The organism is Candidatus Woesearchaeota archaeon, from assembly GCA_016214075.1.
GTDB lineage: Archaea > Nanobdellota > Nanobdellia > Woesearchaeales > DSVV01 > JACRPI01.
Map to the genome: position 1 here is coordinate 1 of JACRPI010000038.1, position 17,210 is coordinate 17,210.

Genomic DNA, 17,210 nt, shown 5'->3' on the forward strand with positions numbered 1-17,210 from the left:
TTCTTGCTTGTCTTATCAAACCGTTAATTTTTTGTACTATGCCTTTCTTCTCTTTCATGGGAATCGCCTCACGATTCCCCCAACTGCAGCCTAACGGCTGCTTTTGGTTTTTTAATCTATCGAAAGATTTTCACCAGAGCCCGTCGTTGGAGACACAAACTTTAAATAGGACTGGTGAATTCAGAAGCCTATGCCCTTTACTATACATTTGGGTGAGGAGGAAACGACAATGATGGACGCAACACGACCATTAGACGCATTGAATAAAGCACGCAACAAGCGTGTGATTGTAGAATTAAAAAATAACATTCAGATTACAGGAGAATTGAAGGCATTTGACATTCATATTAACTGTGTTCTTGATAACGCAGATGAACGATTGAATGGCGAAGTCAAGCGCAAGCTCGGCACAGTCTTCATCAGAGGAGATACAATTATCTTAATTTCTCCAGCAGAACAATAGATGTGATGAGATATGGCTAAAGGAACACCAGCAAAAGGAAAACGATCTGGAAAAAAGAATCACATAATTTGCAGACGCTGTGGAAGACATAGTTATCATGTCTCTCGTGCGATTTGCGCGTCCTGCGGATACGGCAGAGCGGCAAAAACACGACAGCGAAGTTCTGATCGAAAGAAAAGATAATTTTTATGTTCTTTAATTTTCTATTTTCTTATTTTTTAATTTCAATTTTTGAATTCATTTCTTAGTTTTTAATCATCTCCTTCACATTTTCCCGCAATCAATATAAACAACCCGCTATTTTCCCCAATCATGCCAACAATAGCGCTCTGCATGATCGTGAAAAACGAAGAAGCATTTCTAAAAAATGCGATTGAATCAGCAAAACCGCTCATCAATGAAATGATCATTGTAGATACAGGATCAACAGACGCGACGCGCCAAATCGCGCAGGAATCCGGCGCGACAGTCTACGATTTCAAATGGGAAAATGATTTCTCAAAAGCAAGGAATTTCACGTTATCAATGGCAAAAGCAGATTGGGTTCTCATTCTCGACGGAGATGAGCACCTCACAAAAAAAGATATTGACCAAATAAAAAAAGTAATGGCGGCGGCGCCAAATGATGTCGTCGCGTACGCGTTTCCGCAACGATTCTACACCCCAAAAGAGCAAGGACAGAAATATGGGGAATGGCACGCGCTCAAAGAAGAAGAAAAACAAGCGCTCAGCAAAGAATCACCGTTCTTCACCAATTTCACTGGCTATTATGATATCAAATACATCACGAGATTGTTCAAACGAACACCAGAAATATTTTTTCAAGGAAAAGTTCATGAGGATGTGAATCCATCCATAGGCGCATGGCACAAAGCGCAGCCTGTCAAAACAATCGTCCAAACGCAGATTCCCATTCATCATTTCCATTTCCTCAAGAGTCAAGAGTTTGTGCAGGAAAAACAGCGCTGGTATTTTGAGCTCTCCAAAGAAAAATATAAAGAAGCGAAAGATCCAAAGATCGCGATTGACCTTGCGGTGGGCTACATTATCTATGAGAACAATCCGCTTGCGGCGTTTCAGCGCATCAAGGAAGCAGTCCAAAGTCAGGAAAACTTCGATAAGAAAAAAGAAACGCTCATAAGCGATCTCATGGCGAAAAACAAACAGCTTCGCGGCCTCCACGAACTTTTTCAACTGCTTGATCTGACCAAGCATGATTCAAATAGTGTTCTCAATCTCGCGAAAGCGTATTATCAGATCAAGGCATATCGTGCGGCGATTATTGTGTTAAAGAAACTGTTTGAAGAAAATCCGCAAGACCCATTGATTATAGAATATCTTGGCGTTTGCTATGACAATATAAAATACACAGAAGACGCGATAAGAGTGTTTGAGCATGGCGTTGTCGTGCATCCGAATAATGCTTCATTTTATTTCTGTCTTGGCGCGTTGTATGAGAAAGCAAAGGAGTTTGGGAAAGCGTGCGCTGCGTTTGATGCCGCGATAAAGACCGGACATCCAATGGGGGCGGCAATCAAGCAAAGAATCGAAATGCTGAGAAAGTTGCAATCAGGTGAACACGCGCACTTTAATATTACGATGGGAAAAGTGTAGAGAATAGTTTCTTCTTTCCTTAGTTTTTCTATACTTTTGTTTCCTGACGTTGTTTCCCTATATAATAGAGGATAATTAGGGACTCACCTCAAATACACGCACCAGCAAGATCTTGTACTGTCAGGGGGACCCGCACAACGCGAAGCATTGCGTGGGGTTTTATTTGAAGTGATTACCTCACTATAATGTACAATAAAAAAAACCACAGAATAATAAAAAACTGCGGACGACAGGACTCGAACCTGCGTAGGCACTAAGCCAATAGGTCCTAAGCCTATCCCGTTTGGCCACTCCGGCACGTCCGCAATGTAAAATTCTAAAAACTCCTGCTTCTTTATATAATTAATGGTATTTTTTGAGAGGCAAAACAAAGTTTTTTTAAACAAAATAGTGCAATCGTAACACCTCATCATACCCTAAAACAATGAAGCGCCCAAACCGCGAAAACTATTTAAAGGAGTTTTGACCTATTGAATACTCTCAACGCAGCTAAGCGTCTTTTGTCCGACGGAAATGCGCATCCCGCGCATCATCCAAAGCAAAGCGCGAATATGCGTACGGGAAACTATATAAACAAAAAGCTGTTCTTGCGGAAAGACAGCAAAAGACTGTGCATCCTGCATGGTTTCAAAGAGCCTAGATATGTGCCGCGTCATGCGGCGAGTATGGGATTGAGCCTAGAACTAATAGCCTAGAGAAAAAAAGAATATACACACGGAGGTGTCGTGTATGCGAGTAAAAAAAACTATCAGTAAAATTGCATCTATTGGTGCAGCAGCTACAATGGTAGGTGCGACATTAATGGGAGCAGCTATGGCAGCAGACCTCAGCGAATATCCGAGCATGTTCATCGAAGATGGAACATTTAACGGTATTTTAGTTGTTGGTGCTGATGCGAAGGCAGAAGACGTTATTGGGATTACCAATATTGCGACAAGCCTACAAACACAGTCTGTTCAGACAACAGTTGTTTCTGAAGAAGAATCAGACGAAGAGTACAGTGTAAGCGAAGGATACGAACTCTGTAACAGAAACTTGTACCCTGGATACAACATCTCAGCTTGTGAACCAAGCGTTGACGACGCAGACCTTGACTTGTTGGCGGACGATGTCTACCACGACGCAGAAGGAACCAATGACAACGATGAGAAGTACACACAGCAGATCTTCTTCCAGAGTCAGGCAACAGGACAGTTCTTGTATACACAAGATGATGATGACGCGCCAGAAGCGAACACCTACATCTTCGTGGATAACTCCAATAACTTCCTGTACAACTACAGCTTGCAGTTTGACAGCTATATTTCAGTGGATAACACCTCTGACGCGACAGCTGGCGACGATTTGGAAGGAACATCGATCAACATCCAGGGAAGAAGCTACACAGTAACTGATGCAAAGTTAACCAATACTAAAATCAGTGAACTTGAACTTCAATCTGGAGACTCTGTTGTGTGGATGAGCGAAGGCGAATCTTTAACACGAACAATTGATGGTGTTGAACACACGGTAGAATTGATGGACGTTTCCGCGGATGCAACAGAAGACACGGGGTCCTGTGGATTCAAAGTTGACGGTACAGAAGTGTGGGTTGACGTCAAAGACACAGAAACAGTGAACGGCGTAACGCTTGGTATCACTGACGCGAAGCGAGTCAACATTGAAGCAGGAGATCAAGACGTGTGTGAAGTCGCGATTGGAGCAGGCGAAGTAACTATTCGATCAAATGATGAGATCCAATTCAACAACGAAGATGTTGATGGAACTCTCGGGCTCTTTAGGCATGTCGCTGCAGGCGGAGCGACTGAAGTACGATGGACTGGATTTGATATCGCGTTTGCGCCAGACACAGACGAAGTCTACCTCCAGCCAGGAGACGAGTATATTGATCCAATGTTTGGAAACTTTAAACTCGTTTTCGCAGGAGTCGAAACAGGTGGCGTTGAAACAATCGAATTCGTCGCGGGATCAACATCAGCGGAAATCCGATTCAAGAACGAAGATGGTCGCTTAGTGGAAATTCCACTTAGTGCAGATTCCAGCTTCACATCTGGAGAAGGAGCAACAGAACCAATTTTCTGGGGTACAGAAGCACCATCAGCAACAACAGCAAATCAGGACGAACTCGTGTATTTACAAAACGAAATCTGTACTGGTTCAGCGTCAGTTGTGGACTGTCAGGGCGCGATGTTCCTTGTTATTGAAACAACAAAGAAAGAAGCGCACTTGGTTCAGATTACCAACATCGACACCAACGACAATGAAATCAACTTTGATGATTTGACGTATGGGACAACAGATGACGACGTGTCGTACACAGATGATAGCGCGGCACGAGCTGTTTCCAACATCTCTTTGAAGAGTGCGGGAACAATTGGACTCGTCATCAACGAAACTGGAAAGTACATCAACTTCACCAGTATTGGTTCATCAAACGGTGCGAACATCACCACACTGAACCGTGCGAAGTTGACAATTGAGGACGGTACATCAGATACGCACGAATTTAATTCTGGTGTTCAGGATATAGCGAAACAACAATTCCATGGTATGTTGTTCACGGAATATAACGATGGGGATCTTTCCGCATCCTTGTATTTAGGTGGAACATCTAACGCTGTTGGTCCATTCAACATCACTGCATCATACGATGACGTGACAGACAACAGCATCGAATGGAACAGCTCGCATGTTTCAGCATTGAACAGAGCAGTTGGATATGGTCTCTTCGACGAAAGTGATGAAAACGATGACTTCCAGAAGTTCTACACAAAGAAGGGAACGTTAATCACCTACGACAGAGAAGACCAGCAGAGTTTGGTTATCGAGCACCCATACGACACCGCGTACGCGAAAGTCTATGTAGCTCCAACTGATGCAACAACAAGCGAATCAATGACGTCCAGCACGTCAACGATTATACCAATCAGTGTCAGCGCAGTAAAGCTTGACACTGAAGTAAGCAATGTAGAGAGTAAGAACATTGTCGCAGTAGGCGGTCCATGCGCTAACGCAGTAGTTGCGGAGTTAATGGGCAACCCATCTGACTGTGGTTCAGCTCTTGGCATCGAAAGCGGACAGGCTTTAATCAAATTGTTCGAAAACGGTGACTATGTTGCGCTTGTTGTCGCAGGTCAGGATGCTATGGACACACGACTTGCAGCGCAGATCTTATCCAATTGGGATGATTACGACCTCAGTGGATCAGAAATGATTGCAACGACGGTGAGCGAAAGCAGCTTGTCTGTTGAATCTGTTGAATAAGGCGAAAGCCTTTTTTCTTTCTTTTTCTTTTTTTATTTTTCTTCATCAACAATTTCTTATCATCTTTAATCATCTTGAACAGAACTTTAACATAACTTTTTTTTACAGCATCTCAGAAAGAATAACCCCATATAGGACATAAAAACACGCACCAGCAGACCTTGTACTGTCAGGGGGACCCATTGCACAAAAGTGCAATGGGGTATTATAGAAGTTAATAAAAATTAATAAAAATGTAGAAAAGTGAATGAGATAAATTACAACGAAGCGATCTCCTTCTCAAAACCCTCTCCTAACCCAGGAAATAGTACTTTAAACTGAGACAAACATTGTTCCGCATTCTTTCTATCCTTGATGATGATAAATGTCTGAATCAGGTTCATATACAGCGACTTTGTGATTGCAGAGGGTTGTCCAGAACACGCAATCCCTTTCTCAAAATACAGAGAAGCAGCAGTATAATCTTTTTCAGCGCCAGATAAAATACCTAAGGTGTTATACACAAATGGATTAGGAAATAATTGCGCAGTTTCATGCAAAAACGCAGTTGCTTCCTCTTTTCTCCCCAATTGCAGCAAGAGTAACGACAAATTATGTCGGCCAAGAATGTTCCCAGAATGCAACTCCACTGCTTTTCGCAATAAGCGTTCCGCATCACGAACGTTTCTTTGTTTAATCGCGAGAAGCCCTAATTCTCCATAAACATCACTGTTTTGGGAATCAAAGGTAAGATATTTCTTAAAAGCTTGTTGCGCATCAATAAAGCGACCAACTTTCGCGAAACATCTCCCCAGTTTGTAATACGCGCGATACTCATCTGGTTTCAAAGAAATCACTTTCTGAAACGCACTAATCGCGTCAGCGTATCGTCCAAGCGCATAATAAATTAGCCCAACTTCATAATGCGGTTTCGCGAGATGCGGCGTTTCTCGAAGTTGCTCTTCGCCAATCACTAAATAGCGAAGCATCTTCTGCTGCTGCGCTTCTTTTCCTTTCTCCTGTTTGTAATGGTGAATGAAGATGCCAGAATCAAGCGGCGCAACCCCTCGCTGTTCAAGCGAAGGAGCGACAGATTCATGAATTCTCCAGGAAAAAGAAATGTCTTTATCTCGACGAAAAAGTCGGATTGCGTTTTCCACAACGACAAATCCAAGATACTTTTTATTATATGAATTTTTTTCTATGCAATACTGAAATCCAGTCAATGTGCTATCGTTAGTATACTCTTTCTGATGGAGAAAATATGCAGCGGCACTCTTCTCAGATTCAGAATCTGCCATAACTTTTTTAATCTTTTGCAGATCTTCCCGCGCGATTACTTCATCAGCATCTAAAAACAGAATCCAGTCTGATGTTGCGTGGGACAATGCGAAATTTCGCGCGGCGCTGAAATTATTATTCCATGAAAAATGAAATATTTTATCCGTAAATTGCCGCGCAAGAGCAAGCGTTCCATCAGTCGAGCCACTATCAACAATAATCAGCTCATCAGCAAGATTTTGAATAGACTGCAAACTCCGTTCAATACAGTTCTCTTCATTTTTAACAATCATGCAGACGCTGAGTGAGGGCATAGAGGGAAGAATATAAAAAATGATTATAAATGTTATTGGGATTTCAAGGAATAATGAGGAGCATTAGCGCAGAGCAAAAGAATTGCCTTACAGCGCTTTTGAATCCCTAATCTAGTTGTAATGTATGTAAATTTATAAACCTAAAAAAACAACCTCTCCAAGCATGAAACAAATACATGAAAAAGTCTTCGTTATCTCTTTTCTTCTCATCTTCATACTCCTCGCGTCAATCAGTATGCTCGGAAATTCCGCGACATTTGATGAACCAAACATTATCACATCTGGCTACACCTACTGGAAAACAGGAGATTACCGACTCACCTTTGAGCATCCTCCTTTGGCAAAACTTATTGCAGGATTCCCCCTCTTATTGATGAACCAACAACCAGTTCTTCCGTTAGAAAGCGAAGAATGGAAACTTTCAGAAACACCTGGGGGTGCGTTTGTTCAGCAGTGGCCATTTTCGCAGAACTTCTTCTACAAAATGGGCAATGACGCGGAAACAATGCTCTTGTACGCAAGAATCCCGTTCCTTCTCGTTGGCATTTTGCTTGGCCTTTACATCTACATCTTCACGAAAAAGCTCCTCATAAAACAACAAATGACAGAAAACAACGCGATCTATGGTGCGCTCTTCGCGCTCTTCTTCTATACCTTTTCTTCATTGATGCTTGCGTACACCGCGTTTGCAATTACCGACATGGCAATCGCTGCGTTTTTCTTTATCACAATATGTTATGCGTGGCAATGGAACGAAACACAAAAAACAAAAGATCTTCTGCTTTGCGGTATCTTCTTTGGACTGGCGAACGCGACAAAGTTTACAGGGTTATATCTCATCCCAACGTTGGCTATAGTATTCCTCTTCCTTGTTCTTACTGAAAAAGAAGAGAGAAAAGAAAAAGCAGTCTCGATAGTAAAAGCATTCTTTGCCATCATGAGTATTGGAATCCTCATCGTCACCGCAACCTACGGATTCACAAACAGCGCGTCATACATTGATGGTTTTACTTTTGTCCGCGAACATTCGACAGTAGGACATAACGCGTATTTGCTTGGTGAATTCAGCGCGGAAGGATGGTGGTATTATTTTATTGTTGCGTTCTTTGTAAAAACTCCAATCGCGCTCATCCTCCTCTTCTCCATGGGACTTTTGTTTGTCTGTAAAGAAAAAAGATTTTTCTCTCCAGAAGTATTTTTTCTTCTCATCCCCGCGGTGCTGTATTTCATTGCGTTCCTGTTGAATAACATTAACATCGGTGTCCGCCATATTCTGCCAATCTATCCATTTATTTTTGTTTTTGCGGCAACAGAAATAACAACAGAGATTGTAAAGACAAAAAGTAAAGTCATAAGCGCAGTCACTGCTATTTGTATACTTTGGTCTATTATCGCACTTCTTTTTGTCGCGCCGCATTATATCGCGTATTTCAACGAAGTTGCAGGAGGTCCTGACAATGGCGCAAAGATTTTGTTGGATTCCAACATTGATTGGAGTCAGGACATTGCTCGTCTCGAAAAATGGGCGGAAGAAAACAATCTCAAGCAAGACCCCCAATATTACGCGGTCTTTAGTTTAGAACCATTAGCGTATAGGAATATGACCGCGAAGAGTATGCCGTGCAGTCCACATACAGGATTATTCATCGTCAGCGCAAATGAGTTGTATGATCTTGGTCAGCGGTATCAGGGGTGTCTTGATTGGCTGCAAGACGAAGAACCAACAGAAAAAATAGGATATTCCATTTTTATCTACAACATCACGGAAAAGACGCATCCAGGGATTGCGGCGATAGGAAATCAGTGTACCGCAACCTGCGCCAACATCTGCGCAGAAGCGAATCAGACGTACGTTGATTACATTTATACAGATCACTGCGTTTGCGCGTGCGAAGAGCAATAAGCTATGCAAGGAAAATGCTATTCGCTCACTCATGAAAATACACGCACCAGCAAGACATTGTATTGTCAGGGGGACCCATTGCGTCAGCAATGGGGTATTAAGTAAAATACAAATTATCAAGGAGAAATAATCCCCAAAAAACCAAAGAAGAAAAAATAGAAATCAATTAAAGAAAAAAAAATAAAAATATTCTTACGAACATCGTTTCTTGATCCATGCGTCAATACTGCAGCATGGAGCGCCTTGCATGCCTACTGCGATTGCCGCGCCAAGAATCGCGACATCTTTTGCCATTCCCGCGGTAAACCACAAATCAGGTAAGATTCCTGAGAGATGAAGATATCCTGCGGACGCAAACAACACGACCATAAAACCTGTTGTTGTCCATCCTGCGACTCGTGTAAATAAGCCGAAGACTAATAATACACCCAGCAAGAACTCAAACATGCCCATCAAGAATAAACTGACGTCTGTTGGCATGAAAGTAATAATCTTCTCCACTGGCGGCGCCATGCCGAAAAAGAGCTTCATAATTCCATAATAAACAAATACAAATCCTAATGTCACTCGTAATATGCATGTTGAATGACATGATGCTGTTTCACACACGTTCTTTTCTGCCATTGTCTTCATCCTCACATTTTGTTTTTTTGCTTGAGTACTAGAATTTTTTTTAACCATTTATTGTTTTATCATGTTGGATTATAAAAAGCTTTCTGAGAAGTATCAAGAAAATCGTGTGACGCCTTCTTTCTGTGCCTGTTTTCGAACTGCTGCTGCGACGTTGTCCGCGATGCCTTTGTCCAAAGCGTAAGGAAGTACTTTATCTTGTGTTGGTTTGTCAATGCATCCCGCAAGCGCGTGCGCCGCCGCGATTTTCATGCTCCCTGTAATCTGTGTTGCGCCTGCGTCAAGCGCGCCTCTAAAAATTCCTGGAAACGCGAGAACATTGTTAATTTGATTGGGAAAGTCAGATCTTCCTGTACCAACAATAAACGCGCCTGCTTTTTTCGCGATATCAGGCATGATTTCAGGAGTGGGATTTGCAAGCGCAAGAACAATAGGTTTTGGTGCCATTTGTTGAATCATCGCTTCTGTAATCGCGCCAGGCTGTGAAACACCGATGAGAACATCTGCGCCTTTCACTGCTTCATCAATGGTTTTGAGGTTAGATTTGTTTGTATGCTCTGCGATATATTGTTTGATGCCCGTCAGGTTTTTTCTTTCCCAATGAATGGGACCAACGCTGTCAATAAGAATTATTTCTTTTACTGCGGTGCACAAATTTCGGTCATGGTTGATGCAAAGCAAAAGCTTTGCTGTTGCGATGCCTGCAGCGCCTGCGCCAAAAATAACAATTTTGAAATCTTCAAGTCTTTTTCCAACAACTTTTGCTGCGTTAATCAGCGCTGCGAGAATAACAATGGCAGTGCCGTGTTGATCATCATGGAAGACAGGAATTCCTATGTCTTGTAGTGCGTCTTCTACTTCAAAGCATCGTGGGCCGGAGATGTCTTCTAAATTAATGCCGCCAAACGCGGGCGCGATGTTTTTGACGATTTGAATAATTTCTTGCGCATCTTGGGTTTTGATACAGATAGGAATGCAGTTGATGTTTCCAAACTCTTTGAAAAGAACAGACTTTCCTTCCATGACTGGAAGTGATGCTTCCGCGCCAATATTGCCGAGTCCAAGAACAGCGCTTCCGTCAGTAACAATCGCGATAGTGTTTCCTTTTTGCGTGTAGTCATAGATTGTTTCCGGGTGCTTCGCGATTTCTCTGCACGGTTCTGCGACTCCAGGAGTGTATGCTAAAGAAAGATCTTCTTTTGTTTTGAGGGGCACTTTGCTTTTGATTTCTATTTTTCCTTTGACCTGCTTGTGCAGTTTCAGTGATTCTTTGAAATAATCCATAATAATCTAAAGTTATGGTTTGCTTATAAAAGTTATGAAATTGCAAGAAAGATTATGAAAGAAAATGAGAAAAATAAGAAAGAAAAAATGAAAAAAGAATTATCCGTAAACACTGTCTGCTTCTTCACCATAGTCTGCGTATTCGCCAAGTGTCGAACCAGTGCCGGAAGAGACCTTTCTTTTAGTGAGTTGTGTGGTGTCGAAATATCCCACTAAAACAACATCGCCATTTGCTCGAGGATCTTCGTCAGGATATTCTTCTTTTGTTACGACAACTGCGTCATACGCATTGACATAACTCTCTGTGCTATAAGAAAATTTCCCATAGCCGTCCTGATCAACGATGAAAAGCCCTAAGGAAAGTTGGTATCCTGTATCAAAATCAACAAGCCATGCTTCGTAGATTTCATCATACTGCGTAAGGTATTCAAGGTTGTATGTAGTGATTGTTCCGGACATTCTGTTTTTATATCGGGATTGGGAAGATTCTACAGAGAATGTTCCTTCTGTCGCGGTATTATACTTTATTTCTTGCTGATAAGTGAACATAGAATAGATGGACGTAAAATCATATATTTCTGGAGGAACCAGGTCAATGTTGAGTTCTCTGCTTTCTCCACTCACATCTGCATATACATAGACTGCGAAAAATGCGGTAAGGATAAGAAGTAATGAAATTCCAAGACTGACTGTGCCCAATGATTCGAAAAAGTGCTTTGCCATATAATCACCTGCTCGTTTTTTAGAGATTATTATATATAAACCTTTCTAAAATCCGCGATATTGTCTCTCGGATTTTCTAAATTCGTTATCATGTTCTTTTAAGAGATTATTGTTACATAATACCCCATTGCACTTTTGTGCAATGGGCCCCCCTGTCATTTTTTTTCTTGCTGAGCGAGAATATTTGGGAAACGGGAGCGAGTAAACGCCAAAGAGGAACTAAAGAATCGCCTGACAGTCCTAATGAATCCCTAAACATTTATTATTTATTTCTTAGAGAAAATAATCATATGAAAGTAAAAATATAACTGAGAACATATCAAAAAAAAGAGAATAAAAAATAAATAAAACGAATTAAACAAACTCTACTTTCTTCGCTCGAATGCCTTTACTTTGCATGTGCATTTTCTTACATTCTTTGCATTCATAGCGGATGTCTGTTTTCTTTGTTGTTTTCTTTCCAGTTCGCTTAAATTTAGTGACTGCTGGTTTAGAGTAACGACCGAGGTTTCCAATTCCGCGTGCCTGACCGCGCATGCGAGCTCTATACTTAGACCCGCGCGTTAATGAGGACGCTGCTTTCTTCTTGTTTGCACCAACTTTGTGCGTTGTGTGCTTTCGACAATAAGGACAATATCGTTTCATTTCTTTTGGCTTTTTCATTGTATTTCCCTCAATAATCTGTATATTCTTAGCAAAAACCCCTTATTTATAAATGTTTGTTCTTATGAAAGCCTCATCCAAAAAATAAAGGTTGGCACCAAGAGGTCAAAATCCTTTGGGAGCTACAAAGAAACTGACTAGGGGGACGTCCCTTACGGGGAATGTCAGTTCGCAGAGAACAGAAGAAAGATTTTGAAGGTGCCAACCTCGCGTGAGCGAATTTTTGGATGGGGGCTCTAAAGACGGCAAACATTTTAAAGAATACGCCTCTTTCTCACGCGCATGGAACTCTCCGTCATCATCCCTGCGTATAACGAAGAAAAACGTATAAGAAAAACGCTGGAAACAGTTATCGCCTACCTTGATCGCAAAAAGCACAATTATGAAATCATTGTGGTGAATGATGGCTCCATAGATAAAACAAAAGAAGTAATTCAGGAATTTGTGAAAGACTCAGGAAATAAAAAAATCAAAGTCCATGACAATCCCTGCAATAAAGGAAAAGGATACAGCGTGAAACAAGGATTTCTTGCAGCAACAAAGCTCTGGATTCTGTTTACGGACGCGGATTTAAGCACGCCCATCGAAGAGCTGGAAACGTGTATGAGGCACGCAGGAACAGCGGCAGTAGTTATAGGCTCACGAAACCTTCCAATGTCGCAGATCGTGGTCAAGCAGCCATTCCTTCGAAGCACACTAGGCAAACTCTTCCCCTTTTTTGTTCGTCTTTTATTACTTCCAGAAATTCGTGATTCGCAGTGCGGGTTTAAAGTATTCAGAAAAGATGTTGCGGCAGCAGTTGCAAAGCGACAACAAATTGAAGGATTTTGTTTTGATGCGGAGCAATTATATATAGCAAAAAAATGTGGTTTCGTCATTAAAGAAGTGCCAATTACATGGTCCAATGATGAGCGAAGCAAGATTCGCGTTGTTCGTGATTCATCACTCATGTTCTTTGATCTTTTGCGAATACGATGGAATGCGATGAAAGGAGTATACCAATAAGGAATACTCCCGAATCTCAAACAACAACCTTAATAAATCATACAAAACTCTCCTCCATGATGGAAAAGAAATGGATTCCTTTTTGTTTGCTCGCAATCTTCTTTATTCTTAGTGTCGGAAGTATGCGCACAAATTCCGCGACAAGTGATGAAGTAACACACATCCCTTCCGGATATTCGTACTGGAAATATTTTGATTACACATTGAATCCAGAACATCCGCCATTTGTGAAACTCTGGGCAACACTTCCTTTACTCATTATTCAGCCAAATCTTCCTGAAGATCCAGGTTATTGGGAACGCGGGGATCAATGGGAATTTGGCAGACAATTTTTGTATTGGAGTGGCAATGACGCGGATCAAATCTATTTCTTGAGCAGACTTATGATTGTGCTTATGGGAATAATTCTTGGATATTACATCTATCGCTGGGCAACAGAATTATATGGGTGGAAAGCAGGCGCGCTTGCGTTGGGATTGTATGTCTTTGATCCAACGATTATCGCACATGCGGGTGTTGTACATACAGATGTTCCCATTGCTGCAGCAATCTTCGTGTTAGTTTATTACTTCTGGAAATACACAAAAGACAAAACAGAAATTGTGTTTTCCACAACACAACTTGCTGTCCTTGGTCTTCTTGTCGGCCTTTGCCTTGCGATCAAATATACAGGCGTTTATGTGATTGGATTTATCGCAGTGCTTTATGCGGTGCGTTTGTTCTTAGTGTATGTGAGATCCCTCGAAAAGAAAGAAAATATTTTTTCAGGATTTTATACACACATCAGCAGCGACAAAGGAATTGCAGAGCTCACAAATGCAGGAAAAGCGTTTGGGATTATTCTCGCGATAGGAATCATCTTCCTTGCGGCAACGTATGGTTTTGTTCATGTGAAAGAATATATTGTAGGTTTTAAAGATGTCGTGACGCATTCGACTGCGGGACATCCAGGATATCTTCTTGGCATGAATTCATCAGAAGGCTGGTGGTATTATTTTATTGTCGCGTTTGTGTTAAAAACACCAATCCCGACAATGCTTCTTCTCATTGCAGCATTTTTTATTTTTTTTAAAACACGAAGCAAAGAATGGTATAACCTGCAAAATGAGTTCTTCCTCCTTATTCCTGCTGCGCTCTATTTCCTCTCTTTTGTCGTGAATGATATTAACATAGGAGTAAGGCACATTATTCCTGTTTATCCATTCCTTTATGTCTTTGCAGGATCTTTAATGGTCATAAATTGGAACGAACTCAAAGAACCATTTGTGAAATACAAGCATCACGCAACATATATTTTAGGAGTTCTTGTGGGTTGGCTTTTGATTGGAACAATTCTTGCGTATCCCTATTACATTCCGTACTTTAATGAGTTTACTGGTGGATCAGAAAATGGCTACAAATATCTTCTGGACTCAAATGTTGATTGGGGACAATCACTCAAAGAAACAGCGCAATGGCTTGAAGACAATGGGTATGGTGATCAGACGATCCGTATGACATATTTCGGCACAGAAGATCCACTCTATCGTGGCATTACATCCATCAGCATTGCCTGCGCGCCAACGCCAGGCATTCACATCATTAGTGTCAACAGGTTGTATGATTTCATGGATAATCAGTATGGTTGCGCCAATTGGTTAAAAGACTACGAACCTATTGCAGTAATTGGCTACAGTGTGTTCATTTATGATATTCAAGATCAAGAGGTTCTTGAGAATTATAATGTTTGTAAAGCAGATTGCAGTGCAGGATGCGCAGAACGAGGAGAAGTGTATGGAGATAGTGTCTATAAAGATAAATGCATTTGTATTTGTTCCACTGCGACGAATGAGGATTTGGGGATTGTGTAAATAAGAAAAGGATAACGTTTAAACTTCCTCTCCAACAATAATATTATTTGTTGTTTTCAAAATTCTAATCTTAACGGTGCCGCTTTGTTTTCTGCACATGGGCACACTAATAAGACGATCTCGAGCAACACAAAGTTTTTCATGAAAATAGCGTCCAGGACCAATAATTGGCGCTTCAACATTTTCCCTGCGCGTAAACGGCACAGGATATTCTTTTGTCGTCTCCAAAGTATAGTTCTCAACATCTTCTTTAAGCTTCACGCCAGTCTTCTTCTCAAGTTCTTCAATTTTTTTGAAAAAATCTTCCCAACTAATCTCTTCTACAGGATTTCTCCCAAATTTATTATGACAAAATTTCTGGATGCGCACAGGGCATTGGATTTCTTTGCCAAACGCGATGATTTTTTCCATTTCCTCATCGTTCACCGCGTCAACCCAGACTGGCGCGATAGTGACATGCATCTTTTTTGCGGCATACAAAACCAATTTCTTGACATGCGTAATGTTGTATGCGGGATTGCCCATAATTTTTTTCGCTGCCTCTGCGTCCATTGCGCTAATCGAAACATTGAGTTCTGTCAATCCCGCTTTTGCGAGCTGATCAATCATCGCCTCTGTCAACAATGCGGCAGTAGTAATGATGGTGATTTCTTTCACCCATTCTATTGCTTTCAAATCAGCGACAAGTTCAACAATTTCCGGGTAGAGCAGCGGTTCACCATGCACATTAATGTAAATATGAATGTTAGAACATTTCTTGAAATCAAGCAGCTTTTTTGTTTCTTCGACAAGATATTCCCGTTCTACAAAAAAATCATATCCTTTTTTTGATCCAATGCCTTCATCAACAGAACAAAATGTGCAGCCCATCGTGCAGCCAGTGATCGGTTTGACTTCAAGAAAGTTTGATCCTCTGTCCTGAATGCCAATAAATCGTGTTCCGATAAGAGGGACGCCTGCGTTTCGATGGATGTAAAATGTTTTTTTACGAGTGTAAACACCAATAAGATTCTGAAAACCTTTTTCGATTAAAATGTTGAATTTGTGCTGAAGCTTTTTTTCATTCAGTTCTGGAAATGTAATGCTATCCTCTGTTATGCTGTATGTTCCTAATGCGTGCAATTCATCATGGGAAATGAGGAAATAATAGGATCTGAGAAAGACGACTTTGAGCGCGTCCTCCTGTTCCCGAAACTGCAATGTTTGATAGGTAAGTGTTGCCATAAACCAATCTAAAGCGCTCCTCTTTTTTAAATCTTCCTTGAGAAACAACTACTTAGGGGTAGTTTTATCCGCGCTACGCTCGTCGATGGACAATCATTCTTTTAAAGAAAAAGAGTTTTCACGTTGTTATGGGAGAAGAGCAAGAAGAAATGGGTCAGAATGCGAATGCGGAAAGCAGCGAGAGTGGTGCTCTTCAGAACTCTGCGCAGGAGGATCAGCGCATTGCCATTACGTATGAAACTCTTTTTGACATTCTCCGCATGGAAAAGCGAAGGGAAGATTTGCAGCAGCTTCAGCCATCATTCTTTGATGACACAGTGCATTATCTCAAGCAAAAAAAAGAGCTCATTCGCAAGCGGGATCATGAGTCAGGTATCGATTCGTTTGATGAAATAAAAAAACTCAGCATTCAGTATGAAAACATCCAAAAGATTATCAAAGAAATCTATGAGCGACGAGAAAAGAAAATTCTGATGATGGCGTTGAACAAATCGCGGACAAAAATGAGCACCATGAATGTGGATGTTCTCTTGCCGCAGGAGATGGAATTTTATCAGCAGTTAACGAGATTGCTTGATACATACAGAGTTGATGTGTTGGAGAAACTGATTCGCGGGATGATTCCTAAACAACAAATAGCAGCAGTGGTAAGTTCATTAAGTTCAACTTCTTCACAAATTTCTTCTGTTTCTCGTCAGGAACTTGAAAAACCTGCTCCAACATATAGCAGAGAAGAAGAGCAATCATCTAAACAAATGGAACAGAAGAAACAGAATACTGAGAACAACGCAAGCGTCGAAAAAGATGCGGGATTAATGCAGGTCAAATTTTTGCAGGCAATGGAAGAGTTTGTAGGACCTGAGCTTGAATCGTATGGACCATTTGACGCGCATGCTGTTGCGATGATTCCAAGTATGATTGCAACACTCTTTATTAGTTCTGGTGTTGCGGTAGAAGTACGGTAGTTTTTTATTGATGTAATTTTCTATGATAATTCTTCGTTGTTTAGAATA

Annotated in this window: 14 protein-coding genes and 1 tRNA gene; 8 read left to right on the plus strand and 7 right to left on the minus strand. The window is 41.2% G+C overall.

The annotated features are described in order from the left end of the window. Positions 1–232: 232 nt before the first annotated feature. From HZC31_07120 to HZC31_07130, 3 genes are all read left to right on the plus strand, one after another. On the plus strand, positions 233–463 hold the full coding sequence (locus HZC31_07120; protein MBI5003130.1) for a small nuclear ribonucleoprotein: 231 nt from the start codon (positions 233–235) through the stop codon (positions 461–463). A 12-nt stretch (positions 464–475) separates the two neighbouring features. Continuing rightward, positions 476–646, plus strand: a complete 171-nt coding sequence (locus HZC31_07125) for a 50S ribosomal protein L37e (GenBank protein MBI5003131.1) — start codon at positions 476–478, stop codon at positions 644–646. 129 nt (positions 647–775) lie between these two features. Further along, positions 776–2,077, plus strand: coding sequence for a glycosyltransferase (locus HZC31_07130; protein ID MBI5003132.1), 1,302 nt, complete (start codon positions 776–778; stop codon positions 2,075–2,077). 221 nt (positions 2,078–2,298) lie between these two features. Here the strand turns inward: HZC31_07130 and HZC31_07135 are convergent. Further along, positions 2,299–2,382 (minus strand) — tRNA-Leu (locus HZC31_07135). Between the two features lie 424 nt (positions 2,383–2,806). On the opposite strand from HZC31_07135, the gene HZC31_07140 reads away from it, so the two are divergent. Further along, entirely contained in the window at positions 2,807–5,341 is a 2,535-nt protein-coding gene (locus HZC31_07140; GenBank protein MBI5003133.1) for a hypothetical protein, read from the plus strand. A 257-nt stretch (positions 5,342–5,598) separates the two neighbouring features. On the opposite strand, the gene HZC31_07145 is transcribed toward HZC31_07140, so the two are convergent. Then, positions 5,599–6,915, minus strand: a complete 1,317-nt coding sequence (locus tag HZC31_07145) for a glycosyltransferase (GenBank protein MBI5003134.1) — start codon at positions 6,913–6,915, stop codon at positions 5,599–5,601. Positions 6,916–7,078: 163 nt separating this feature from the next. Here HZC31_07145 and HZC31_07150 point away from each other — a divergent pair, with 163 nt between their 5' ends. Continuing rightward, positions 7,079–8,818: a glycosyltransferase family 39 protein gene (locus tag HZC31_07150; GenBank protein ID MBI5003135.1), complete on the plus strand. Its 1,740-nt coding sequence runs from the start codon at positions 7,079–7,081 to the stop codon at positions 8,816–8,818. Between the two features lie 192 nt (positions 8,819–9,010). Here the strand turns inward: HZC31_07150 and HZC31_07155 are convergent, their stop codons facing one another. From HZC31_07155 to HZC31_07170, 4 genes are all read right to left on the minus strand, one after another. Then, the gene (locus tag HZC31_07155; protein MBI5003136.1) at positions 9,011–9,499 is read right to left on the minus strand and encodes a DoxX family protein; all 489 of its coding nucleotides are present in this window, start codon (positions 9,497–9,499) and stop codon (positions 9,011–9,013) included. A 45-nt stretch (positions 9,500–9,544) separates the two neighbouring features. Then, entirely contained in the window at positions 9,545–10,732 is a 1,188-nt protein-coding gene (locus HZC31_07160) for an NADP-dependent malic enzyme (GenBank protein MBI5003137.1), read from the minus strand. A gap of 99 nt (positions 10,733–10,831) precedes the next feature. After that, positions 10,832–11,455 (minus strand): hypothetical protein, encoded by a 624-nt coding sequence (locus HZC31_07165; protein MBI5003138.1) that lies wholly within the window; start codon positions 11,453–11,455, stop codon positions 10,832–10,834. A gap of 354 nt (positions 11,456–11,809) precedes the next feature. Beyond that, a complete protein-coding gene (locus tag HZC31_07170; GenBank protein ID MBI5003139.1) occupies positions 11,810–12,118 on the minus strand; it encodes a 50S ribosomal protein L44e in 309 nt (102 codons plus the stop codon). A 282-nt stretch (positions 12,119–12,400) separates the two neighbouring features. Here HZC31_07170 and HZC31_07175 point away from each other — a divergent pair, with 282 nt between their 5' ends. Both HZC31_07175 and HZC31_07180 read left to right on the plus strand, forming a co-directional pair. Beyond that, on the plus strand, positions 12,401–13,123 hold the full coding sequence (locus HZC31_07175; GenBank protein MBI5003140.1) for a glycosyltransferase family 2 protein: 723 nt from the start codon (positions 12,401–12,403) through the stop codon (positions 13,121–13,123). 56 nt (positions 13,124–13,179) lie between these two features. Then, the gene (locus HZC31_07180) at positions 13,180–14,973 is read left to right on the plus strand and encodes a glycosyltransferase family 39 protein (protein ID MBI5003141.1); all 1,794 of its coding nucleotides are present in this window, start codon (positions 13,180–13,182) and stop codon (positions 14,971–14,973) included. A gap of 18 nt (positions 14,974–14,991) precedes the next feature. On the opposite strand, the gene HZC31_07185 is transcribed toward HZC31_07180, so the two are convergent. Continuing rightward, entirely contained in the window at positions 14,992–16,197 is a 1,206-nt protein-coding gene (locus tag HZC31_07185) for a radical SAM protein (GenBank protein MBI5003142.1), read from the minus strand. A 128-nt stretch (positions 16,198–16,325) separates the two neighbouring features. On the opposite strand from HZC31_07185, the gene HZC31_07190 reads away from it, so the two are divergent. Next, positions 16,326–17,162 (plus strand): hypothetical protein, encoded by an 837-nt coding sequence (locus tag HZC31_07190; GenBank protein MBI5003143.1) that lies wholly within the window; start codon positions 16,326–16,328, stop codon positions 17,160–17,162. Positions 17,163–17,210: the final 48 nt, after the last annotated feature.

Excerpts from the sequence above, each read along its gene's own strand:
- HZC31_07120 (MBI5003130.1), top strand. The coding sequence starts at position 233 with ATGGACGCAACACGACCATTAGACGCATTGAATAAAGCACGCAACAAG.
- HZC31_07125 (MBI5003131.1), top strand. The coding sequence starts at position 476 with ATGGCTAAAGGAACACCAGCAAAAGGAAAACGATCTGGAAAAAAGAAT.
- HZC31_07130 (MBI5003132.1), top strand. The coding sequence starts at position 776 with ATGCCAACAATAGCGCTCTGCATGATCGTGAAAAACGAAGAAGCATTT.
- HZC31_07140 (MBI5003133.1), top strand. The coding sequence starts at position 2,807 with ATGCGAGTAAAAAAAACTATCAGTAAAATTGCATCTATTGGTGCAGCA.
- HZC31_07145 (MBI5003134.1), bottom strand. The coding sequence starts at position 6,915 with ATGCCCTCACTCAGCGTCTGCATGATTGTTAAAAATGAAGAGAACTGT.
- HZC31_07150 (MBI5003135.1), top strand. The coding sequence starts at position 7,079 with ATGAAACAAATACATGAAAAAGTCTTCGTTATCTCTTTTCTTCTCATC.
- HZC31_07155 (MBI5003136.1), bottom strand. The coding sequence starts at position 9,499 with ATGGTTAAAAAAAATTCTAGTACTCAAGCAAAAAAACAAAATGTGAGG.
- HZC31_07160 (MBI5003137.1), bottom strand. The coding sequence starts at position 10,732 with ATGGATTATTTCAAAGAATCACTGAAACTGCACAAGCAGGTCAAAGGA.
- HZC31_07165 (MBI5003138.1), bottom strand. The coding sequence starts at position 11,455 with ATGGCAAAGCACTTTTTCGAATCATTGGGCACAGTCAGTCTTGGAATT.
- HZC31_07170 (MBI5003139.1), bottom strand. The coding sequence starts at position 12,118 with ATGAAAAAGCCAAAAGAAATGAAACGATATTGTCCTTATTGTCGAAAG.
- HZC31_07175 (MBI5003140.1), top strand. The coding sequence starts at position 12,401 with ATGGAACTCTCCGTCATCATCCCTGCGTATAACGAAGAAAAACGTATA.
- HZC31_07180 (MBI5003141.1), top strand. The coding sequence starts at position 13,180 with ATGATGGAAAAGAAATGGATTCCTTTTTGTTTGCTCGCAATCTTCTTT.
- HZC31_07185 (MBI5003142.1), bottom strand. The coding sequence starts at position 16,197 with ATGGCAACACTTACCTATCAAACATTGCAGTTTCGGGAACAGGAGGAC.
- HZC31_07190 (MBI5003143.1), top strand. The coding sequence starts at position 16,326 with ATGGGAGAAGAGCAAGAAGAAATGGGTCAGAATGCGAATGCGGAAAGC.